A 20,957-nucleotide genomic window follows, 5' to 3' on the forward strand; every position below is an offset into this window, starting at 1 on the left:
ACGGCGACGTCGAATCTGTCAGGCGTCACTCACGGGCACCGGACGCCGGGTGCGAGCGCGGATGCCGAGCACGATGGCCAGCACTCCGAGGAGGGCTGTGCTGATCACCGGCAGGTAGACGACGGTGAATCCGCCGAAGGCGGGCGCCGCCGTGAATGTCGCGGCGTAGAACGCGAAGGTGGCCCCCACCGCCCACAGCGGCGCCCAACTCCAAGGCGACGGCACCGCGCGGGCCCGGCCGATCAACGTCGCGGCGAGCAGCGTCAACACGCCGACGACCAGGAAGTACGGCAGGAAGATCGCTGACCAGGAGTCCTCCTGCGCGTACGGGTTCTGCGGGTCGTCGAGGACGAGGGTCGACAGCCACGTGGCGGCGACCGGCGCCGCGACGAAGACCTGCAGGATCACGACCAGCGTGCTGATCGGCCTGCGACCGGTGATGCTTCCCGCGCGGCCGAGTCCGATCACGAGGATCAGCACGCCGATCGCCCACAGCCAGTCCTTGACGTAATACGTCCAGTCCGGCATCGAGCCGATGATCCCGGCACGGAACAGCAGCATCCGCAGCACGACGAGCAGCGCCGACATCAGCAGCAGCGCGCCACCGATCACCCAGGTGCGCTGCCTCGCTCGGACATCGCAGTCACCGGCATCCGACGTCGCGTCCATCCGCCCACTCTAGCCAGCGGTCCCCCGCCACCCCGGCGCGCGGCGCGCAGCACGCAGGAGGACAGGACATTCGCTGAGAACAGGACGGATTACCGGCATCCGTACTGTCCTCGGCAACGAGCCTGTTCTCGACAGCCAACCACGCAGCATGAAAAGCCGAAGCCCCGATTCATACGGCATGAATCGGGGCTTCGGCGCGAGTGAAACGAGCCTGTCAGGCTCCGCGCAGGCGCTCGGCCAGGTACTGCTCGAGGGCGTCGAGCGGCACGCGCTCCTGGCCCATGGTGTCGCGGTCGCGCACGGTGACGGCGCGGTCGTCGAGCGAATCGAAGTCGACGGTGACGCAGAACGGCGTGCCGACCTCGTCTTGGCGGCGGTAGCGGCGGCCGATGGCGCCGGCGTCGTCGAAGTCGATGTTCCAGGTGCCGCGCAGGGTGTCGGCGACCTCACGCGCCAGCGGCGACAGGCGCTCGTTGCGCGACAGTGGCAGCACGGCGACCTTGATGGGCGCCAGGCGCGGGTCGAGCTTGAGCACGGTGCGCGTGTCGGTGCCGCCCTTGGCGTTGGGCACCTCTTCTTCTTCGTACGCGTCGACCAGGAAGGCCATCATCGAGCGGGTCAGACCGAACGAGGGCTCGATCACGTAGGGCGTGTACCGCTCGCCCGAGGCCTGGTCGAAGTAGGTCAGGCTCTGGCCCGATGCCTCGGAGTGGCTGGAGAGGTCGTAGTCGGTGCGGTTGGCGACACCCATCAGCTCGCCCCACTCCTTGCCGGGGAAGCCGAAGCGGTACTCGAAGTCGATCGTGCCCGCCGAGTAGTGCGCGCGCTCCTCTTCGGGAACGTCGAACTGACGCATGTTCTCGGGGTCGACCCCCAAGTCGATGAACCAGTCCCAGCAGGCCTTGACCCAGTGCTCGAACCACTCCTGCGCCTCGGCCGGAGGAACGAAGTACTCGATCTCCATCTGCTCGAACTCGCGGGTACGGAAGATGAAGTTTCCGGGCGTGATCTCGTTGCGGAACGCCTTGCCGACCTGGCCGATGCCGAACGGCGGCTTCTTGCGCGAGGCGGTGAGCACGTTCGAGAAGTTCACGAAGATGCCCTGCGCGGTCTCGGGGCGCATGAAGTGCAGGCCAGACTCGTCGTCGACGACACCCAGGTACGTCTTGATCAGGCCGGAGAACGACTTAGGCTCGGTCCAACGACCACGGGTCCCGCAATCGGGGCAGACGATGTCGGCCATGCCGTTCTCGGGCTGACGCCCCTTCTTCGCCTCGAACGCCTCGATGAGGTGGTCCTCACGGTGACGCTTGTGGCACTGCAGGCACTCGACCAGCGGGTCGGTGAAGGTCGCGACGTGGCCGGAGGCCTCCCACACGCGCTTGGGCAGGATGATCGACGAGTCGAGGCCGACCATGTCGCCACGGCCGCGCACGAAGGTCTGCCACCACTGCCGGCGGATGTTCTCTTTCAGCTCGGTACCGAGGGGACCGTAGTCCCATGCCGAGCGGGAACCGCCGTAGATCTCACCCGCTTGGAACACGAACCCGCGGTGGCGGGCGAGGGCGATGACCTTGTCAAGACGGGACTGTTCGGCCACGGTGGCTCCAATGGTCGGATGCTGCGGGGAATTCGCCCGAGAAGCGGGCATCCTCATCCTACCGGCGAGCCCCTCGCGCGGTGGCCCGCCCTCGGATGCCCTCCGAGGGTCGGAGGCCAGCGCCTACTCGCTGAAGAGGTAGCCCCGGCCGGTCTCGAACCCGGCCACGCGCAGTCCGCGCCCGAGCAACTGCTCGACCTCGCCGCGCAGGCGCAACCGCCACTCGTGCGCCGCGGCGGGGTCGGACTCCCGCATCGCCTCGACGTCGGCGGGGATCTCAAGCGTGGCGACGACCGCATCGGATGCCGGAGGCCTCGCGATATCGGCGAGCGCCCACTCGACGTCGAACCGGTCGCTCTCGTCACCGGCATCGCCGCCGCCGAAGATGCCGTACTGGTTGACGGCGTAGTCGGTGACGCGGGCGCCGAGCACGGTGAGGAAGAAGTGGGCGTTGCGCGCCACGAGCGGATCGAAGGTCCACGTGATGCGCCCGACCTCGCGCGAGAACGCCCACTGACGCTGGTGCTCCTTGAGCTCACGCCCCCAGCCGCGGCCACGGTAATCGGGAAGCAGCGCGGTGATGTGCGAGTGCATCGTGCGCCGGCCCGGCACACCGAAGAACGCCACCGAGGCGCCGACCATGCGCTCATCACCGTCGTCGCCGTCGAACAGGCCGACCACATAGTTTCCGGACTGCTGCAGAGCACGCAGTGTGCCCGCGTCGATCACCCGCTCGGGCCCGCGGATCGAATCCAGCAGCCCCTGGGCTTCGATGATCAGTTCAACAGTGTCGAGATCTCGGATGGTGCGCACGCCCCCAGTCTGCCCCTCGATGCCCCGATGCCGAAACCGGCGTGGTGAGCAACCCAGGTTGACACCGCAGTCTGTAGCAACCTAGGTTGACACCATGGAATCCACGCAGCTCGCAGCCGTAGCCGCAGACACCGCTGATCCGAAGCGGGGCCTTCGTGCCGTCGCGTCTCTGCGCGCACTGGCCGACACCCTGGAGCTGCGCCAGGTCGAAGCGGCACTGCGGTCGGGCATGACCTGGCAGGAGATCGCCGACGCCCTCGGCGTCACCCGCCAGGCCGCACACAAGAAGCACGCCAAGCGGGTCGACCCCACAATCCCCACCCCCAGGAGAAACGCATGAACAAGTTCGTCCGCGTCGCGCAGACAAGCCAATCGCTCTCACTCTCCGCCATGGAGGAGGCCTCACGAACCGGGCACCGTGAAGCCGACCTCGAACACCTCCTGCTCGCGCTGGTCATCACCGATCAGAACGCGGGGCAGGCACTGCGCGAGCTGGGCATCGACATCGAGACCGCACGCCGTGCCGTTCAAGAGCAGCATGAGATGCAGTTGGCCACCCTCGGCATCGAGACGCAACTCCCCGCTGCGGGGCCCATCGTGTTTCACGAGACCGATGGGTACACGTGGAGCAAGCGGGCCACCGACCTGCTCGCCCGTTCCAGCGGCAAAGGACGATCCGGGGATGCCGCAGCTGTTCTACGGGAACTCGTCGCAGAGCCAAGCGGCTTGATCAGTGACATCCTGCAGAGGCTCGGGACGACCCCCGCAGAAGTGACCTCGCGTCTCGACCGCATCGATGCGGCCCGTCGCACGCCCTCACCCCGTCCAAAGAAGAAGGGCCGCGCAACGATGGCATCCGAGACCTTCGTGCCTGCCCCTGTCGATGAGGTGTGGCGCTTCGTGTCCGACCCGGCGCGCGTGCCCTCCTGGGAGCCGAGCATCGGCGAGGTGGACACTACTGATCACGAGGCGCGAGTCGACTCCGTCTGGGAGGGGCGCGCCCCGGAACACCGCCCCGACGGGCGCCCCACGAAGGTCCGGCCGGACTTCAGACGACGAACCATCGAACTCGTCACCGCTCAGCGGCCCGAGCGCGCCGTCTGGCGCTTCGCCTATCCCGATGCGGCGAACGCGAGCCCGGTCACCACGACTTTCGACCTCTCCGCCACGACCGGCGGAACGCAGGTCACCATCACCCTCTCCTGGTCTCGCAGGCCGGGCTGGCGGCGCGTCGTCGGTATCGCGCTGCGCCCCGTACAGAAGTTCGTCATGTGGATAATGCTCTTCCAGATCGGCGGAGCCGTCAGCCGCGAGTTCCGTTGACGGCAGACTCGCACGCCGTTGCACCCAACTCCGGAGAAACCTCGCTGTGCAGGGCGTCAGGTGCCAGATCAGTTGCCCGCGCCCACGAATCTCCGGAGTTGTGAACCGTCGAAGGCGCCGAGGGGCCGCCGCCGCACTCTCACACGGCGCGCAACGCGTCGCGATCGAGGTCGGCCACCGAAGTCAGCCCGGCAAGGCCCAGGGTGATGTCGAGTTCGGCGAGCACGTTGCGGATCACCTCTCGCACGCCCCACTCCCCGGCGATGCCGAGCCCGTAGGCGTACGGGCGTCCGAGCGCGACCAGGTCGGCACCGAGCGCGAGGGCGATCACGGCGTCCGCACCGCCCCTCACCCCGGAGTCGAAGATCACCGGCATCCGCCCGCCGATGCGCTCGCTGATCTCGGGCAGCACGTCGAGCGTAGGCACCGAGCGGTCGATCTGCCGACCGCCGTGGTTCGAGATCCAGACGCCGTCGGCTCCGGCATCCGCCGCCCTCTCGGCATCGTCCGGATGCACGATGCCCTTCAAGATGATCGGCAGCGACGTCCATTCACGCGCTTTGGCGAGGTCGTCCCACGTGAGTGTCGGGGTCGAGAACACGTCGAGGAATGTCTCGACGGCAGCGCGCGGCAGCGGCGAGCGCAGGTTGTCGCGCAAGCTGCGGCTGCCGGTGAGAGCGGCGCCCCTGCGCGCGATCGACAGCCCGGCGGCGATCGTCTTGGGCGTCACCCTCACGGCCGGACTGTCACCGGAGGAAGCGGATGCCCGTTGCTGCACCAACTTCTGGAACACCGGGTCGGAGGTGTACTGGGCGATACCCATCCCCCTCGTGAACGGCAGGTAGGCCAGATCGAGGTCGCGTGTGCGCCACCCGAGCAGGTGCGTGTCGAGCGTGACGACGATCGCCTCGCATCCCGACGCTTCGGCGCGGGCGAGCAGTGACGCGTTGAGCTCATCGGAGGCCGACCAGTACAGCTGGAACAGTCGCGGAGCGCCCGGTGCGGACTGCGCGATCCGCTCGAGCGGGAACGACGCCTGGTTCGAGACGGTGTACGGCACACCCGCGGATGCTGCCGCCCGCGCCACGGCGAGATCGGCCTCGGGGTGCGCGAGTTCCATGACCCCCAAAGGCGCAAGCAGCAGGGGTGTGGGTCGGGTGCGCCCGAGGAACTCCACCGACAGGTCACGACTGCTCACATCGCGCAACGGACGCGGCCACACCTGCCAGCGGCCGAAGGCGGCGCGGTTCGCGGCCACGGTCGCCTCCGCGCCGGCGCCCCCGGCCACGTACGCATACGCTTCGGGCGTGAGCGCCGCCTGTGCGGCGGACTGGAGCGCGGTCGCATCGATCGGCACGGCCGGTCGTTCACCGCTGATGCCCGCACGGTAGATATCGGACTGCGTGCGGCGTGAGATGCCCCGCGCCGCCGCCGGATCGTTCGGAGCCACGTTGCTCATGCGGTCACCCTATCCTCACGGGCCGCACCCCAGTAGGGTCGTGCCATGACGAGCGCGGGCACAGCAGTACTCCGGCAGTCGACCGTCATCGCTGCGGCGGTCTTCATGCTCATTGGTGCGACCATTGGCGGCGGTGCGCTCGGGGGCACTCCGGTGCAGGATCTGCAGGACGGCGCTCTTTCCGCGCAGGGGTCATATCTTGCTCCGGCAGGACCGGCCTTCGCGATCTGGTCGGTCATCTACGTGGGCCTCATCGGGTACACGGTGTGGCAGGCGCTGCCCTCCCAGCGCGAAGACCCCCGGCAGATGCGCACCGGCTGGTGGGTGGCCCTGTCGATGCTGCTCAACGGCCTCTGGCTGGTCACCGCCCAGTTCCTCACACTGCCGCTGACCGTGCTGGTGATCGCAACCCTGCTGGCGGTGCTCGCCGTGATCATCGTGCGCCTCGACACGCCACCCGCACGCGGATGGGTGGACCGCCTGCTGCTCGATGGTGTGATGGGTCTGCACTTCGGGTGGGTGACGATCGCCACCGTTGCCAACACGGCCGCCTGGCTCACGCAGAGCGTCCCCGGCCAGTGGGCGCAGTCTGCCGATGCGTGGGGCATCGCGGTGCTGGTCGTCGTTCTCGTGATCGCCGCGCTCAGCGGGTTCGTCACCGGCAGGATCGCCCCGGCCCTGGCAACCTCGTGGGGCCTGGCTTGGCTGGCGGTGGGGCGCATCACCGATCAGCCGCACAGCGACGCGATCGGGATCACCGCGATCATCGTGGCCGGTGGCATTTTGGTGGCCGCCGTGGCCGGCAGCCTCCGGCGTCAGCGGCGCCGCGCAGCGGACGCCCCGAGCTGAGCTGCCGGCGAGCCCCGAAGGATCCGCGCCCCGAGGGGTCCGCGCCCCGAGACCCCGCCCGAGTCGATGATGATCAGCCAGCAGCGAGGTGGATTGCGTTCATAACTCCGGAGAACCCCGGCTGAAACGGCCGAGATCGGCGGTTCTGCCGGCTGTGGCATCCGATTCTCCGGAGTTGCGTGCACTCGTGGCTGTACACGACGCGGCCAGGCGTGCTCCAGTGGCGATAGCCTGTGCGAATGGATGATGCGGACGACAGAGCGAGAAAACGCCTGTCACGCGTTCCTCCCCGTGGCGCGATCGTCGCCGTGCTCGCCTTCGTCGGCCTGTGCTCGGCATTCATGTTCACGCTCGTCGTGCCGTTGCAGGCCGAGCTCCCTCGCATCCTGAATGCCTCCCGCGAGGACACCTCGTGGGTCGTCACCATCACCCTGCTCGTCGCCGCGGTCGCCACCCCGATCTCGGGGCGCCTGGGCGACATGTACGGCAAGCGCCGCGTGGTCATCGCGCTACTGATCCTGCTGATCTTCGGATCGGTGATCGCCGCCCTGTCGAACTCGATCATCGGCGTCATCATCGGCCGCGGCCTGCAGGGCGCCACCACCGGGGTCGTTCCCCTCGGCATCGCCATCATGCGTGACGTCCTGCCGCCCGAACGCCTCGGCACCTCGGTGGCACTGATGAGCGCGACCATGGGCGTCGGCGGCGCCGTCGGCATGCCCGTCGCCGCCTACCTGGCGCAGAACGCCGACTGGCACTCGCTGTTCTGGCTCGCCGCAGCCCTCGGAGTGATCAGCGCGATCCTGGTGATGCTGATCGTGCCCGATGACGTGCTGCTGTCACCGGGACGCCTCGACATCGTCGGAGCGATCGGCCTCGCCATCGGCCTGACGGGGCTGCTGCTCTACGTGTCGCGCGGCGCCGAGTGGGGCTGGACGGCTCCGGCATCACTGATCAGCCTGGTCGGCGGCATCCTCGTGCTGTTGATCTGGGGCTGGTACCAACTGCGCACCCGAGAGCCGCTGCTCGACTTGCGCGTGGCCGCCAGGCCCGCGGTGCTGTTCACCAACATCGCCGCCATCTGCATGGGCTTCGCGCTGTTCTCGTCGAACGTGACGTTCCCGCAGCTGCTCGAACTGCCCGTCGCGACCGGCTCGGGCCTGGGACTCGATATGTTCTCGGCCGCCCTGGTCGTGGCCACCTCGGGCGTGGTGATGATGATCATCTCGCCGCTGTCGGGCTTCCTCGAGCGCACGGTCGGCCCCCGCCCCCTGTTCACCGTGGGTACCGCGGCGATCGTGCTCGCCTACGTGTTCGTGTTGCTGTGGTCCACCGAGGTGTGGCACCTGCTGATCGCCAACCTCCTCATCGGCGTCGGCATCGGCTTCTCATTCGCCGCCATGCCGATGATCATCATGCGCGCCGTTCCCGCCCACGAGACCGGGGCATCGAACGGGCTGAACGCTTTGTTCCGCTCGGTGGGCACGTCGACGGCATCCGCAGTGATGGGCGGCGTCCTCGCCGCCATGAGCATCGACGTCAACGGCATGGCCGTGCCCACCCGCGAAGCCTTCGAGGTCTGCTTCTGGTTGGCGATCGCCGCGGGCATCATCGCCTTCGCGCTGACGTTCGTCATTCCGCGGCATCCGCACTCCGAGCAGCACCCCGCGCTGCCGGGCTGATTCCGCCGCGCGGCGGACGCGCCCGCGTCGGTATCGGATGCCCGGTTCGGATGCCCGGTTCGGATGCCCGGGGTCGGCGCGCGTACGCTGGAACCCATGACTTCTTCGCCGACTGAGGCCGAACCGGCCTCGCGCGACACCCGCTTCTTCGGCCAACCGCGCGCGCTCGTGCACCTGTTCGGCGTCGAGATGTGGGAGCGTTTCAGCTTCTACGGCATGCAGGGCATCCTGCTGATCTACCTGTACTTCTCGGTCGCCGACGGCGGCCTGGGTGTTCCCGAGGCGATCGCCGGTGGCATCCTCGGTGCCTACGGCGGATCGGTGTACCTGTCGACGATCCTCGGCGCCTGGCTTGCCGACCGGATGTTCGGCTCGGAGCGGGTGCTGTTCGTCAGCGCGATCGTGATCGTCGCCGGCCACCTGTCGCTGGCTCTGCTGCCGGGTCTGATCGGCGTCGGCGTCGGCCTGGTGCTGATCGCGCTCGGCTCGGGCGGGCTGAAGGCCAACGCCACCTCGGTGGTCGGCACCCTCTACTCCCCCGAGGACACCCGCCGGGATGCCGGGTTCTCGCTGTTCTACCTGGGCATCAATCTGGGCGCGTTCCTGGGTCCGATCCTGACGGGCCTGCTGCAGTCGACCGCCGGCTTCCACTGGGGCTTCGGCCTCGCCGCGGTGGGCATGACCCTGGGTCTGATCCAGTACTCCTTCGGGCGCAAGGAACTGCCTGCGAGCGCCCACGTCGTGCACAACCCCCTGCCGCGCAACCGCTACCCGCTGGTGGGCATCATCGCGATCGCCTCGATCGCCGTGCTCGCCGTGCTGGTGCTGATCGGCGTGATCCGCGCCGACAACCTGTCGGACATCGTGATCCTCGGCGCGCTGGTCGCCACGGTGGCGTACTTCGCCGTGATCCTCTCGAGCCGTCACGTCACCTCGCAGGAGCGCTCGCGCGTGTGGGCCTTTCTGCCGCTGTTCATCACGAGCGTGGCGTTCTGGTCGCTGTATCTGCAGCAGTTCACCGTACTCACGGTGTACTCCGACAAGCGCCTCGACCGTGAGATCTTCGGCTGGGAGATGCCCATCCCGTGGGTGCAGTCGATCAACCCGGTCTTCATCATCCTGCTCTCGGGCGTCTTCGCGGCCCTCTGGTCGCGCCTGGGCACACGGCAGCCGTCGACTCCGGTCAAGTTCGCGCTCGGCACCGCCATCATGGGCGGGGCGTTCCTGCTGTTCCTGCCCTTCGCGAACGGTGGCCCCGGCTCGACGCCGCTGCTGGCGATCGTCGGCATCCTGTTCATCTTCACCGTCGCCGAGTTGCTGATCTCGCCCATCGGGCTGTCGGCGGCGACCAAGCTGGCGCCGGCCCGTTACCAGACGCAGATGGTGGCGCTGTTCTTCCTCTCGATCGCGCTGGGATCGGCCATCTCGGGCTGGCTGGTGCAGTTCTACGACCCAGCCAATGAGGCACCGTACTTCTCGATCCTCGGCGGCATCGCCATCGTGGTCGGGGCGGGGCTGCTGCTCGCGGCGAAGCCGGTGCTGACGCTCATGCGCGGAGTGCGCTGAGCACACACACTCGACGATGAAAGGGGCCCGGTGGTGCGTTCAGCACCGCCGGGCCCCTTCGTCAGAGGACGCGCCCTCTGATCAGTGCGCGTACTCCATGAGGTCGGTGCCGAGAATGCGGAAGGCCTCATGCGCCCGCAGGCGGTGGCTGATCGAGAGGTCATCGAAGCAGACCGTGAGCGCATAGGCGACACCGGCGCGCGGACCACCCAGCACACCGGCCTCAGCGCGCACGCCGCGGTCACGTCCGGTCTTGTTGATGAACAGCAGCCCGTGGGCGTCCTGATCATGGGCGAACGGGTCGAGCCCCGTCGCCGAAGCGACCAGGCTCAGGTCGTGGTTCAAGCTCAGCCATTCCGAGACCTGTGCACTGACCGCGGCGTTGACGACCTTGGAGTTCACCAGGGCGGCCATGAGCCCGGCGAACTCACGCGTCGTTCCGACCGCGACGTGCGGGGCGTCGTCGGGGCCGCGCTTGTCGCGGAATCTGTCGAGAACGGCGCTACGCGGCATGCCGAGGCTCACCATACGGGCACGCACCTGGTCATGACCGACGACGTCGAGTAGCGCGTTGGCCGCGTTCGGATCGCCGGCGGCCGCCGCGAGCACCGCGAGGTCGACCATCGGCAACGCCGGTGCACGCAGACTGCGCCACAGGCCGGAGCCCGCGACGAACTGCGCACGGACACGGTCGATGATCTGCAACGGCTCGATCCGGCCGGTCTCCAGACCTGCCGCCGTCTCGACCAGCACGGGCACGACGCCGAGCCCGGCGATGGGCAGCGCGACGTGGTCGTCTCCAGAGAGCACAACGTCGCCGGTGTCGAGGTCGGCGACGTGCACTGACACCTGGGCGCCGGACTGAGCGAGCTCCTGCAGTGCGCGCAGACTCGACCCGAACGAACGACGACCGACCGCGGCGCGACGGGGCGCGCGACGCCCACGGTGCCGCGCACGGCGCAACGACGCGCGGGCGCCTTCGACGGGCTCGGGAACAGAAGAGGAGTGCGGGGACACGCAGTTCCTAACGGGGGATGGGGGAGGTCACGGCCTGTGGAACCGCCGTCCCCCCGGCGGCGGTTCCAGCCGTAGTGCTCATCGTAGTCCGCTCCCCCGTGCCCCTCTACAGCACGTCACCAGATCGTGACGCGCTGCTGTTCGGGCAGGTAGAGGGCGTCGCCCTCGGAGACCTCGAACGCCGTGTAGAACGCGTCGACATTGCTGAGGATCTGGTTGCAACGGAACTCGTTCGGCGAGTGCGGGTCGATCGTCAGCAGGCGGATCGTCTCGGCGTCGCGGCTCTTCTGCTGCCACACCTGCGCCCAACTCAACAGCAACCGCTGTACGCCGCTGTACCCGTCGATCACAACGTCTTCCCCACCCTGCAACGACAGCTCGTAGGCCTTCAGTGCGATGCCGAGCCCACCCAGATCGCCGATGTTCTCACCGATCGTGAGGGCGCCGTTGACCTTGTGCTCGTCATCGAGGCCCAGCGGGGTGAGAGCGTCGTACTGGGCGATCAGAGCCTTGGTGCGCTCCTCGAACGCCGCGCGATCCGCGTCGGTCCACCAGTCCTGCAGACGCCCGTCGCCGTCGTAGCGGCTGCCCTGGTCGTCGAAGCCGTGCCCGATCTCGTGACCGATCACCGAACCGATCCCGCCGTAGTTCGCGGCCGCATCGCGGTTGGGATCGAAGAACGGGTACTGCAGGATCGCCGCCGGGAACACGATCTCGTTCATCAGCGGGTTGTAGTAGGCGTTGACCATCTGCGGCGGCATGAACCACTCGTCGCGATCGATCGGCTTGCCGACCTTCGAGATCTGGCGGTCGTGCTCGAACCGGGTCGCTCGGCGCGCGTTGCCGATCAGGTCGTCGGCAGCGATTTCGACGGCGTCATAGTCGCGCCACACGTCGGGGTGGCCGATCTTCGGTCGGAAGGTCGCGAGCTTGGCGAGCGCCTTCTCACGCGTCTCAGGGCTCATCCACTCGAGCGTCTCGATGCTCTGGCGGTAGGCCTCGATGAGGTTGGCGACCAGCTCGTCCATCGCGGCCTTCGACTCGGCCGGGAAGTGCCGCTCGACGTAGATCCGCCCGACGGCATCGCCGAGAGCGCCCTCGACGAGTGACACGCCCCGCTTCCAGCGCTCACGGATGCTCGGGGTGCCGGTCAGCTCGGTGCCGTAGAACGAGAAGTTCTCGTCGACGAACTCGTCGGTCAGGTACGCGGCGACGCCGTGCACGACCTTCGCGCGCAGCCAGGCCTTCCAGTCCTCGAGTCGCGCGTCGGTGAGCAGCGCGCCGAGCCCCTCGAAGAAGCTGGGCTGGAAGACGACGAGCTCATCGAACGCCGCCGGGTTCACCTCGGCGACCGCGTCGCGCCACGGCGAGAGATCGACGCCGACGAGCTGTTCGAACTCGCCCCACGTCTTGAGGTTGTAGGTCTTCACGGCGTCGCGCGATGCGACGTTGTCCCAGTGGTGACCGGCGATCTCGTGCTCGAGCGCGAACGCCCGGTCTGCGGTACCCGCAGCATCGGCGACGGATGCCAGATTCAGCAGCCGCTCGAGGTGCGCCCGGTAGGCGGCCCGGGTTCCCTCGAAGTTCTCCAGGCGGTAGTAGCTCTCATCGGGCAACGACAGACCGGCCTGAACGGCAAACGGCACGTACCGCTCGGGGTTGCCGGGGTCGGGCTCGACGAAAACGCCGATCAGCGCGGCGACGCCGTCGCGATCGAAAGCCCCGACCGTGGCGAGGAATGCGGGAATGCTGTCGATCGCGTCGACCTTGGCCAGCTGCTCGGCAAGCGGTGCCGTACCGAGGGCCGCGATGCGCTCGGTGTCCATGAAGCTGGTGAACAGGTCGCCGACCTTGCGGGCAAGCGTGCCGGGCTCGGCCGACTGCGATTCCTCGACGATCGCGTGCACATCTTTCTCGGCCTGCTCGGCCAGCATGTGGAACGATCCCCAGCGTGCCTTGTCGGCGGGGATCTCGGCGGCCTCCAGCCACGTGCCGTTCACGTGACGGTAGAGGTCGTCCTGCGGACGGATGTCGTGGTTGAACTCGGAGACGGCGAGGCCGGAGGGCAGAACGTCTGTCATGGCATCCACCCTATGCGCCGGGGGCGACACGAGCGGCAGGTCCATTTCGGCTCGTCACCGGCGTCGGAAGAGTCGGCGTCGTCGTCGAGGCTCGTTCGCAGCATCCGCCCTCGCCGCCTGCGTCTCGGCGACCCGTGCGGCCTCACGACGCTCCCGCCAGGCCGAGATCTCGGCGTCGACGTCGCGCGTGCGCGTGACGACCGGCGGGCCGCCGTTGAGTTGCCGGCGCGCATCGATGACACGGCGGTTGAAGTCCTCGACAACGTCACGCACGTCCTGCTCGTTGGTGAGCCGATCGAGATCGTCGGCGAGCCCGCGGTCCTCCACGCGCAGCATCAGCGCGGGCGGCCCCAGACCCGACAGGTTCTCGGTCTCGATCTTGCGACGGATCCACCAGTCGGGATCATGATGCGTGCCCAGCCCCTCCAGCGGCTTGCCCGCACCGGGCAGGTCATCGAACTGCCCCTGTCGGATCGCGATCTGGATCGCCGTCTCGACGAACTCCGCCTTGTTCTGAGCGTTCAGCGTCATGGGCGGCGGCGTGTCGGCATCCGCCTCCGGCGCCTCACCGGCCGCCTGGTGGGCGCGGTACCGAGCCGCCTCTCCCATCGCGTCCGACATGGCCATCACCTCCGGTGCCACCAGGGTACGTCGTCAAGCGGCGAGCAGGCGCGGGTGGCATCAGAAGATGTCTGCACCACACCATAGGGTCGAATGGTGGCATCCACTCCCCCACCCGCGACGCTGAACCGCGAGATTCTGCGCCTCGCCGTGCCCGCGCTCGGCGCACTCGTCGCCGAGCCGCTGTTTCTCATCATCGACGCCGCGATGGTCGGGCACCTCGGCATCGTGCCGCTGGCGGGGCTCGGCATCGCCAGCGCCGTGCTGCAGACCATCGTCGGGCTGATGGTCTTCCTCGCCTACTCGACCACTCCCGCCGTCGCACGGCGATTCGGCGCCGGCAAGCCCGGAGACGCCGTGTCTGTCGGCATAGACGGCATGTGGCTCGCCCTGGCGCTCGGTGCGCTGCTCGCCATCGTCGGATCGCTGCTGACGCCGGGGGCGGTCGACCTGTTCGGCGCCACCGATGCGGTCGCCGCCGAAGCGCGCGCCTACCTCGGCATCTCGATGTGGGGCCTGCCCGCGATGCTCATCGTGTTCGCCGCGACCGGTCTGCTGCGCGGCATGCAAGACACCATGACCCCGCTGTGGATCGCCGGGCTCGGCTTCGCGGCCAACGCCGGCCTGAACTGGGTGTTCATCTACGGGCTCGGCTGGGGCATCGCCGGCTCGGCCTTCGGCACGGTCGTCGCGCAATGGGGCATGGTCGCCGCGTACGTCCTCGTCATCCGGCGCCTGGCCGTGCGGCACGGCGCATCTGTCCGGGCCCAACGCGGTGGCCTCGGCGTGACGGCCCGCTCCAGCGGCTGGCTGTTCCTGCGCACGGTCAGCCTGCGGGTGGCACTGTTGGTGACCGTCGGGGTCGCCACCGGCATCGGCACGCAGGAGCTCGCGGGGTGGCAGATCGCGTTCACCATCTTCTCGACCGCGGCCTTCGCGCTCGACGCGCTGGCGATCGCCGCGCAGGCGCTCGTCGGCAAGGGTCTCGGCGCCGGCGACCTCGACCAGGTGCACCGCGTACTGCGCCGCACCGTTGCGTGGGGCGCGTGGTTCGGAGTGCTCGTGGGCGTCATCATCGCCGCATCGTCGCCGGTGATCGGTCTGCTGTTCACGGGGGATGCAGAGGTGGCCGCACTCATACAGCCCGCCCTCATCGTGCTCGCCATCGCCCAGCCGATCGCCGGCGTCGTGTTCGTACTCGACGGGGTACTCATGGGGGCGAACGACGCCCGCTACCTGGCGATCGTCGGCGTGCTCAACCTCGTGCCCTTCCTGCCGGCGCTCTGGATCATCGCCGCCACCGGCGTCGACGGTGCCGCAGGGCTGGTCTGGCTCGCGGTCGCTTTCTTCGGCGTCTACCTGCTGGCCAGACTCGGCACCCTCAGCTGGCGCGTACGCACCGACGCCTGGACGAAAGTGGATGCCTGAATCGGGTCAGCCCCGCTGACCGGCTGCGGCCGGCGCCGAGACTCGGTCGAAACGCCGACTGAGTTATCCACCTGTGGATAACTAGGTGGATAACTTGTGCGAAACGCGCTGCCTGCCTGTGCACAGACCGGTGGAGAGCGGTGGAGAAGTGCGAAGTTCGAACGGAGCATCGAACAATCCACCCCACCGGCATGCCACGTGGGTACGCACCAGAGTGCCCGGCGCCGCAATCACTCACGCGCACCGTCGCCGACACCCCCACCTTGCGCCGAGACCCCTAGCTGTGGGCGTCCGCAGGTAGGGGTCTCGGCGAGAAGTAGGGGTGTCGGCGGGCGGGGAGCGGGAGGCAGCGCCGGGAGCGGGAGCGGGGCGGGAGTCAGGCGACCTCGCCCGCGGCGACCGTCTCGGCCAGCATGTGCACGCGCGGCAGGTGGTGTGCGCCGTAGAAGTCGGCGCTGACCAGGCGGGCCCGGTCGGTGGCATCCGCTGTCTCGTGCGCGAGCACGGCGACGACCGCGAGCGCGTGCATCCATCCGCCGGCGAGGGTGCCCAGCAGCATCAGATACGGCACGCTGACGCCGTAGGAGTCTCGCGTCATGCCGAAGCCGAGCAGCGAGCCCGTAGCAGCACGCGCCGCGGCGATCGCGCGGTCGAGGCGGTCGGCCGTGCGCGTCGCGACCGGGTCGCCCAGACCACGCAGTGTCTCGACGGTCGCGGCCATCTCGGCGAACAGCGCTTCGGCGGTCGCTCCACCGTTGCGGATCAGCTTGCGACCGATCAGGTCGTTCGACTGGATCGCCGTCGTGCCCTCGTAGATGGGCATGATGCGGGCATCCCGGTAGTGCTGGGCGACGCCGGTCTCTTCGATGAAGCCCATGCCGCCGTGCACCTGGATTGCGTCGCTGGTGATCGCCACGGCATCCTCAGTGGCCCAGCCCTTCAGGATCGGCACGAGGAACTCGGCGAGAGCGCCGGTGCCATCGGTCTCGGCACGGTCGAACAGGTCACCGAGGTACACGCCCAGGGCGCGCATCGCGAAGATGCGGCTCTGCATCGACAGCAGCAGGCGCCGCACGTCGGGGTGCTCGGCGATCTTCGTGCCCGCCGGTCGGTCCATCACGGCGCCCTGCAGGCGGTCCTCGGCGTAGGCGACGGCCTGCTGGTAGGCGCGGTCCGAGATGCCGGTGGCCTGGAAGCCCATGCCGGCGCGAGCGGAGTTCATCATCACGAACATGCCGGCCAGTCCCCCGCCGACCTCACCCACGAGGTACCCGGTGGCGTCCTCGTACGCGAGCACGCAGGTGGGGCTGCCGTGGATGCCGAGCTTGTGCTCGAGCGCGACTGTCGTGACGGTGTTGCGGGCGCCCGGCGTGCCATCGGCCTCGGGCAGGAACTTCGGCACGACGAACAGCGACAGACCCTTGGCGCCCGCGGGGGCGTCCGGGGTGCGGGCGAGCACGAGGTGCACGATGTTCTCGGCGACGTCGTGGTCGCCCCAGGTGATGAAGATCTTCTGCCCGCTGATGCCCCACGAGCCGTCGGCGCGCGGCGTCGCCATGGTGCGGATCGCGCCCAGGTCGGTACCGGCGTCGGGTTCGGTGAGGTTCATCGTGCCGGTCCACTCACCCGAGACGAGCTTGGTGAGGTACGTGGCGCGGATCTCATCGGATGCCACGGCGTCAAGCGCATGGATCTGACCCGCTGTCAGCAGCCAGCACAGTGCGAAGGCGGCGTTGGAGCCGTTCCACAGTTCGCCGAGCCCTGCGCGGATCGATCCGGGCAGCCCGTCGCCGCCGGCAGACTCGGGCGCTTCGGCGGTGATCCACCCGGCGTCGACGAACGCGCGGTACGCCTCGGCGAATCCGGCCGGGAGGGTCACCTGGCCATCTTCGAGGCGCGCGCCTTCGCGGTCTCCGACGGTCTCGAGGGGCGCGAGCACGGATGCGGCGAACTCACCGGCGCCCGCGATGATCTCGGCGGCGTCATCGGCGCTGAAGGCGCCGTCGGTCGCGCGTGCGGGCAGGTCGAGCCCGAAGGCCTCTCCGAAGAGGAAGGCGTAGTCGTCGACCGGCGGGGTGTAGTCGGATGCCATCGTGCACTCCAATCACTGAGACTGAGAGTCAGTGTACGCGAGACTGCGTCTCAGCGGCTAGTGACGCCCTACACATTCCGCCGATTGCGACCGTTTTCCCCAGACGGTGAGCCTTCGGGACTCCGAGGTCGGCGACCCCTGGCATCCTCGATCGAAACGGGTGATGATGGAGAGGTGCTGACGATGACGGAACCCCAGGTCTGGACGCTGATCGGCGTGTTCGCCGCCGGGCTGTTCGGCATGCTGACGCTCATGTCGACGATGTTCGTGCGCGTCGTACGCACCGAGATCGGCTCGGTCCGCACCGAGATCGGCTCTGTACGCACCGAGATACGATCCGGGTTTGACGGGGTGCATCAGCGCATCGACCGACTCGACAACGACGTCAACGCCCTGATGAAGCACACCTTCGGCATCCAGCGCGACTGACCGCGTCTCATGCAGTTCAGGCGTACCGCCGGCACCATTCGTACATCACGACCGCACCGGCCGCGCTGGCGTTGATCGAGCGCGTCGATCCGTACTGCGTGATCTCGATGTGCGCGGATGCTGCCGCGAGCGCCTCATCCGAGAGCCCCGGCCCCTCCTGCCCGAACAGCAGCACGCACCGCTCGGGCAGTTCAGCTTTGTCGACCGGAACGGCCTCGCCGACATTGTCGACGGCGAGGATCGGGATGCCTTCGGCGGCCGCCCAGTCGGCGAATGACGCCACATCCGGATGGTGGACGACATGCTGGTATCGGTCGGTGACCATCGCGCCGCGCTTGTTCCAGCGGCGACGGCCGATGATGTGCACGGTGTCGGCGAGGAACGCGTTAGCGCTGCGCACGATCGAGCCGATGTTCATATCGTGCTGCCAGTTCTCGATCGCGACGTGGAACGCGTGGCGCTTGGTGTCGAGGTCGGCGACGATCGCCTCCATGCGCCAGTAGCGGTAACGGTCGATCACATTGCGGGTGTCGCCGTTCTCGAGCAGCTCCGGGTCGAAGTGCTCTTCGGTGGGCCAGGCCTCGCGCCCGCCGGGATAGGGGCCGACCCCGTGTGTGGTGTGCTCGGGGGTCTGCTCGTCCATCCCGTCAGCGTATCCGGCGCACGCGCATCACCGAACGGCGCGGGCTTTTAGGTGCACCGAAAACCGGCTAATCTTTCGGTGTGCCTAAAACCAGTTCCCTCCTCCGCGCGGGCGCCACAGGTGCCGCCCTGGTACTCGCCGTGACACTGTCCGCGTGCGCCCCCGACTCCGGCGCCCCCGCAGGGCAAGAGCCTGCCGATGAGCGACCGACCGTGCTGACGACGTTCACCGTGCTCGCCGATATCGCACAGAACGTCGCCGGTGACCATCTCGCGGTCGAATCGATCACCAAGATCGGGGCCGAGATCCACGGCTACGAACCCACTCCGCGTGACGTCGCGAAGGCATCTGACGTCGGCCTCATCATCGACAACGGGTTGGGCCTGGAGGCCTGGTTCGCGCAGTTCGTCGACAACGTCGACGTGCCGCACGTGGTCGTCTCGGACGGTATCGAGCCGATCGACATCGCCGCCGACGCGTACGCCGGCAAGCCCAATCCGCACGCCTGGATGAGCCCACTCAACGTGCAGATCTATGTCGACAACATGGTCGAGGCCTTCAGCGACCTCTCACCCGAGCATGCGGCCGACTTCACCGCGAACGGCGAGGCCTACAAGAGCGAGCTGCAGCAGGTGCACGATCAGCTGGTCACCGAGCTGCAGACCATTCCCGAGCAGCAGCGGGCGCTGGTCACGTGCGAGGGCGCTTTCTCGTACCTCGCGCGCGACGCCGGCCTCACCGAGATCTACATCTGGCCCGTCAACGCCGAACAGCAGGCGACGCCGCAGCAGATCACCGCGGCGATCGAGGCAGTGCGACGCGATGACGTTCCCGCCGTGTTCTGCGAGTCGACCGTGTCTGACAAGCCGATGCAGCAGGTGGTCGAGGCGACGGATGCCACGTTCGGGGGCGTCCTCTACGTCGATTCGCTCTCCGAACCCGATGGGCCGGTGCCGACCTACCTCGACCTGCTGCGGCACGATGTCGACACGATCACCACGGCACTGCGCGGTGACACGCCATGAGCGCCGTTCCCGCCGAAGAAACCGCGATCGCGGTGCACGGTGTGTCGGTGCGCTACGGCGACGTGCGCGCCCTCGACGACGTCTCTCTGACGATCCCGGCCGGACGCGTGACGGGCCTGGTGGGCATGAACGGGGCTGGCAAGTCCACGCTGTTCAAGACGCTCACGGGGAGCATCCGCCCCTCGCACGGAACGGTGCGCGTCGGCGGACGCACCCCCGCCGAGGCGCGGCGGCGGCGCCTGATCGGATACATCCCGCAGAGCGAGGAGGTCGATTGGGCCTTTCCGGTGTCGGTGCGCGATGTCGTCATGATGGGGCGCTACGGCGGGCTCGGACTCACGCGTCGGCCGAGGCGCGTCGACCACGTGGCGGTCGACGAGGCGGTCGACCGCGTCGAGCTGGCGGATCTCGCCGACCGCCAGATCGGTCGACTCTCGGGTGGGCAGCGCAAGCGCGCGTTCGTGGCGCGCGGACTTGCGCAGGGCGCCGACATCCTGCTGCTCGACGAACCGTTCGCCGGCGTCGACAAGCGCTCCGAGGCCATGATCGTGCGCCTGCTGCGCGATGTCGCAGCCGAAGGGCGCACGGTACTGGTGTCGACGCACGATCTGCATGCTCTACCTGCGCTGGCCGACGAGGCGGTCCTGCTGCGCCACCGAGTGATCTTCCACGGCGACGTGCGCACGGCTCTCGCGCCGCAGAACCTCGCGAGCGCCTTCGGCCTCGACGTGTTGGAAAGGGACGACTCATGACCCCGATCGACCTGCTGCTGGAGCCCTTGCAGTACGAGTTCATGGTGCGCGCCCTGGCCACCACGGTGATCGCCGCCATCGTGTGCGCGATCCTGTCGTGCTGGCTGGTACTGATCGGCTGGTCGCTGATGGGCGATGCGGTCTCGCACGCCGTCCTGCCCGGTGTCGTGCTCGCCTACATCGTGGGGGCGCCGTTCGCCCTCGGGGCGCTGGTGTTCGGATTCCTCGCCGTCGGCCTGATCGGACTGCTGCGCGGCACCAGTCGCGTCAAGGAGGACGCCGCGATCGGCATCGTCTTCACCACCCTGTTCGCCCTCGGGTTGGTGCTGATCTCGGTCACACCGAGTCAGACCGACTTGAACCACATCATCTTCGGCAACATTCTCGGCGTCTCGGCGGATGACCTCGTGCAGGTGGGCGCGCTCGCGGCGATCGCGTTCGTCGTGCTTATGCTCAAGCGCCGCGATCTGACCCTGTTCGCTTTCGACCCCGCGCACGCGTTCGCGATCGGGCTGTCACCCCGCCTGCTCGGGGCCCTGCTGCTGGGCATGCTCGCCCTCACCGCGGTCGTCGCCCTGCAGGTGGTCGGTGTGATCCTGGTCGTGGCGATGCTGATCATCCCCGGCGCCACCGCTCATCTGCTGACCGACCGGTTCGGCACGATGCTGCTGATCGCCCCGATCCTGTCAGCCTCAGCCTCGGTCATCGGCATCTACCTCAGCTACTGGCTGGACGCCTCGCCCGGCGGCCTGGTCGTGCTGGTTCAGGGGGCGGTGTTCGCGCTCGTCTATCTGTTCAGCCCGAGGCAGGGAGTGATCGGCCGGTATGTCCAACGTCGGAGGGTGGCGACCTTCGCGGAGTGACTCGTTCCGCGGGGATCAAACTATTCAGCGCTCGCTGTACAATAA

19 protein-coding genes are annotated in these 20,957 nt (G+C 68.3%); 10 read left to right on the forward strand and 9 right to left on the reverse strand.

Going from position 1 to position 20,957, the window contains the following annotated elements:
* Positions 1 to 18: 18 nt before the first annotated feature.
* From JF543_RS00800 to JF543_RS00810, 3 genes are all read right to left on the reverse strand, one after another.
* The gene (locus JF543_RS00800) at positions 19 to 669 is read right to left on the reverse strand and encodes a hypothetical protein (RefSeq protein ID WP_179409769.1); all 651 of its coding nucleotides are present in this window, start codon (positions 667 to 669) and stop codon (positions 19 to 21) included.
* Positions 670 to 883: 214 nt separating this feature from the next.
* A complete protein-coding gene (locus JF543_RS00805) occupies positions 884 to 2,269 on the reverse strand; it encodes a glycine--tRNA ligase (protein WP_179409768.1) in 1,386 nt (461 codons plus the stop codon).
* Between the two features lie 123 nt (positions 2,270 to 2,392).
* The gene (locus JF543_RS00810) at positions 2,393 to 3,082 is read right to left on the reverse strand and encodes a GNAT family N-acetyltransferase (protein WP_206822467.1); all 690 of its coding nucleotides are present in this window, start codon (positions 3,080 to 3,082) and stop codon (positions 2,393 to 2,395) included.
* 94 nt (positions 3,083 to 3,176) lie between these two features.
* Here JF543_RS00810 and JF543_RS00815 point away from each other — a divergent pair, with 94 nt between their 5' ends.
* Together JF543_RS00815 and JF543_RS00820 are read left to right on the forward strand one after the other, a co-directional pair.
* Positions 3,177 to 3,422 (forward strand): hypothetical protein, encoded by a 246-nt coding sequence (locus JF543_RS00815; protein WP_206822468.1) that lies wholly within the window; start codon positions 3,177 to 3,179, stop codon positions 3,420 to 3,422.
* Positions 3,419 to 4,405: an SRPBCC family protein gene (locus JF543_RS00820; protein ID WP_206822469.1), complete on the forward strand. Its 987-nt coding sequence runs from the start codon at positions 3,419 to 3,421 to the stop codon at positions 4,403 to 4,405. Before JF543_RS00815 ends, JF543_RS00820 begins: the two co-directional genes overlap by 4 nt.
* Before the next feature lie 139 nt (positions 4,406 to 4,544).
* On the opposite strand, the gene JF543_RS00825 is transcribed toward JF543_RS00820, so the two are convergent.
* Positions 4,545 to 5,864, reverse strand: coding sequence for an alpha-hydroxy-acid oxidizing protein (locus tag JF543_RS00825; RefSeq protein ID WP_206822470.1), 1,320 nt, complete (start codon positions 5,862 to 5,864; stop codon positions 4,545 to 4,547).
* Positions 5,865 to 5,909: 45 nt separating this feature from the next.
* Between JF543_RS00825 and JF543_RS00830 the strand changes: the two genes are divergently transcribed.
* The 3 genes from JF543_RS00830 (at position 5,910) to JF543_RS00840 (ending at position 9,961) form a co-directional block, all read left to right on the forward strand.
* Positions 5,910 to 6,713, forward strand: a complete 804-nt coding sequence (locus JF543_RS00830; RefSeq protein ID WP_179409764.1) for a TspO/MBR family protein — start codon at positions 5,910 to 5,912, stop codon at positions 6,711 to 6,713.
* A 239-nt stretch (positions 6,714 to 6,952) separates the two neighbouring features.
* Positions 6,953 to 8,395: an MFS transporter gene (locus JF543_RS00835; RefSeq protein WP_206822471.1), complete on the forward strand. Its 1,443-nt coding sequence runs from the start codon at positions 6,953 to 6,955 to the stop codon at positions 8,393 to 8,395.
* 96 nt (positions 8,396 to 8,491) lie between these two features.
* The gene (locus tag JF543_RS00840; RefSeq protein ID WP_179409762.1) at positions 8,492 to 9,961 is read left to right on the forward strand and encodes a peptide MFS transporter; all 1,470 of its coding nucleotides are present in this window, start codon (positions 8,492 to 8,494) and stop codon (positions 9,959 to 9,961) included.
* Between the two features lie 81 nt (positions 9,962 to 10,042).
* Here JF543_RS00840 and JF543_RS00845 read toward each other — a convergent pair whose 3' ends face one another.
* The 3 genes from JF543_RS00845 to JF543_RS00855 form a co-directional block, all read right to left on the reverse strand.
* A complete protein-coding gene (locus JF543_RS00845; RefSeq protein ID WP_179409761.1) occupies positions 10,043 to 10,978 on the reverse strand; it encodes a serine hydrolase in 936 nt (311 codons plus the stop codon).
* 116 nt (positions 10,979 to 11,094) lie between these two features.
* Positions 11,095 to 13,059, reverse strand: a complete 1,965-nt coding sequence (locus JF543_RS00850) for a M13 family metallopeptidase (protein ID WP_206822473.1) — start codon at positions 13,057 to 13,059, stop codon at positions 11,095 to 11,097.
* A gap of 54 nt (positions 13,060 to 13,113) precedes the next feature.
* Complete coding sequence (locus JF543_RS00855; RefSeq protein ID WP_206822474.1) at positions 13,114 to 13,680, reverse strand: DUF1992 domain-containing protein; 567 nt, start codon at positions 13,678 to 13,680, stop codon at positions 13,114 to 13,116.
* Between the two features lie 93 nt (positions 13,681 to 13,773).
* On the opposite strand from JF543_RS00855, the gene JF543_RS00860 reads away from it, so the two are divergent.
* Positions 13,774 to 15,108 (forward strand): MATE family efflux transporter, encoded by a 1,335-nt coding sequence (locus JF543_RS00860; protein ID WP_179409758.1) that lies wholly within the window; start codon positions 13,774 to 13,776, stop codon positions 15,106 to 15,108.
* A 376-nt stretch (positions 15,109 to 15,484) separates the two neighbouring features.
* Here JF543_RS00860 and JF543_RS00865 read toward each other — a convergent pair whose 3' ends face one another.
* Positions 15,485 to 17,200 carry an acyl-CoA dehydrogenase gene (locus JF543_RS00865; RefSeq protein ID WP_206822475.1) on the reverse strand — a complete coding sequence of 572 codons (1,716 nt, stop codon included), beginning with the start codon at positions 17,198 to 17,200 and terminating at the stop codon, positions 15,485 to 15,487.
* 183 nt (positions 17,201 to 17,383) lie between these two features.
* Here JF543_RS00865 and JF543_RS00870 point away from each other — a divergent pair, with 183 nt between their 5' ends.
* Complete coding sequence (locus tag JF543_RS00870; protein ID WP_206822476.1) at positions 17,384 to 17,629, forward strand: hypothetical protein; 246 nt, start codon at positions 17,384 to 17,386, stop codon at positions 17,627 to 17,629.
* 16 nt (positions 17,630 to 17,645) lie between these two features.
* On the opposite strand, the gene JF543_RS00875 is transcribed toward JF543_RS00870, so the two are convergent.
* Positions 17,646 to 18,272 carry a TrmH family RNA methyltransferase gene (locus JF543_RS00875; RefSeq protein ID WP_179409756.1) on the reverse strand — a complete coding sequence of 209 codons (627 nt, stop codon included), beginning with the start codon at positions 18,270 to 18,272 and terminating at the stop codon, positions 17,646 to 17,648.
* A gap of 80 nt (positions 18,273 to 18,352) precedes the next feature.
* On the opposite strand from JF543_RS00875, the gene JF543_RS00880 reads away from it, so the two are divergent.
* From JF543_RS00880 to JF543_RS00890, 3 genes are read left to right on the forward strand one after another with little or no spacing between them, the layout of a single operon-like run.
* A complete protein-coding gene (locus JF543_RS00880) occupies positions 18,353 to 19,297 on the forward strand; it encodes a metal ABC transporter solute-binding protein, Zn/Mn family (RefSeq protein WP_206822477.1) in 945 nt (314 codons plus the stop codon).
* The gene (locus JF543_RS00885) at positions 19,294 to 20,049 is read left to right on the forward strand and encodes a metal ABC transporter ATP-binding protein (RefSeq protein ID WP_206822478.1); all 756 of its coding nucleotides are present in this window, start codon (positions 19,294 to 19,296) and stop codon (positions 20,047 to 20,049) included. The genes JF543_RS00880 and JF543_RS00885 overlap by 4 nt, the downstream gene beginning before the upstream one ends.
* Positions 20,046 to 20,912 carry a metal ABC transporter permease gene (locus JF543_RS00890; RefSeq protein ID WP_206822479.1) on the forward strand — a complete coding sequence of 289 codons (867 nt, stop codon included), beginning with the start codon at positions 20,046 to 20,048 and terminating at the stop codon, positions 20,910 to 20,912. The genes JF543_RS00885 and JF543_RS00890 overlap by 4 nt, the downstream gene beginning before the upstream one ends.
* The last annotated feature ends 45 nt before the right edge of the window (positions 20,913 to 20,957 follow it).

Source organism: Microbacterium esteraromaticum (assembly GCF_017303215.1).
Taxonomy (GTDB): Bacteria; Actinomycetota; Actinomycetes; order Actinomycetales; family Microbacteriaceae; genus Microbacterium; species Microbacterium esteraromaticum_C.

What these genes read in the sequence shown, in the direction of transcription:
- JF543_RS00800 (WP_179409769.1), bottom strand. Translation starts at nt 669, where the DNA reads ATGGACGCGACGTCGGATGCCGGTGACTGCGATGTCCGAGCGAGGCAG.
- JF543_RS00815 (WP_206822468.1), top strand. Translation starts at nt 3,177, where the DNA reads ATGGAATCCACGCAGCTCGCAGCCGTAGCCGCAGACACCGCTGATCCG.
- JF543_RS00820 (WP_206822469.1), top strand. Translation starts at nt 3,419, where the DNA reads ATGAACAAGTTCGTCCGCGTCGCGCAGACAAGCCAATCGCTCTCACTC.
- JF543_RS00825 (WP_206822470.1), bottom strand. Translation starts at nt 5,864, where the DNA reads ATGAGCAACGTGGCTCCGAACGATCCGGCGGCGGCGCGGGGCATCTCA.
- JF543_RS00830 (WP_179409764.1), top strand. Translation starts at nt 5,910, where the DNA reads ATGACGAGCGCGGGCACAGCAGTACTCCGGCAGTCGACCGTCATCGCT.
- JF543_RS00835 (WP_206822471.1), top strand. Translation starts at nt 6,953, where the DNA reads ATGGATGATGCGGACGACAGAGCGAGAAAACGCCTGTCACGCGTTCCT.
- JF543_RS00840 (WP_179409762.1), top strand. Translation starts at nt 8,492, where the DNA reads ATGACTTCTTCGCCGACTGAGGCCGAACCGGCCTCGCGCGACACCCGC.
- JF543_RS00850 (WP_206822473.1), bottom strand. Translation starts at nt 13,059, where the DNA reads ATGACAGACGTTCTGCCCTCCGGCCTCGCCGTCTCCGAGTTCAACCAC.
- JF543_RS00855 (WP_206822474.1), bottom strand. Translation starts at nt 13,680, where the DNA reads ATGTCGGACGCGATGGGAGAGGCGGCTCGGTACCGCGCCCACCAGGCG.
- JF543_RS00860 (WP_179409758.1), top strand. Translation starts at nt 13,774, where the DNA reads ATGGTGGCATCCACTCCCCCACCCGCGACGCTGAACCGCGAGATTCTG.
- JF543_RS00865 (WP_206822475.1), bottom strand. Translation starts at nt 17,200, where the DNA reads ATGGCATCCGACTACACCCCGCCGGTCGACGACTACGCCTTCCTCTTC.
- JF543_RS00870 (WP_206822476.1), top strand. Translation starts at nt 17,384, where the DNA reads ATGACGGAACCCCAGGTCTGGACGCTGATCGGCGTGTTCGCCGCCGGG.
- JF543_RS00875 (WP_179409756.1), bottom strand. Translation starts at nt 18,272, where the DNA reads ATGGACGAGCAGACCCCCGAGCACACCACACACGGGGTCGGCCCCTAT.
- JF543_RS00885 (WP_206822478.1), top strand. Translation starts at nt 19,294, where the DNA reads ATGAGCGCCGTTCCCGCCGAAGAAACCGCGATCGCGGTGCACGGTGTG.
- JF543_RS00890 (WP_206822479.1), top strand. Translation starts at nt 20,046, where the DNA reads ATGACCCCGATCGACCTGCTGCTGGAGCCCTTGCAGTACGAGTTCATG.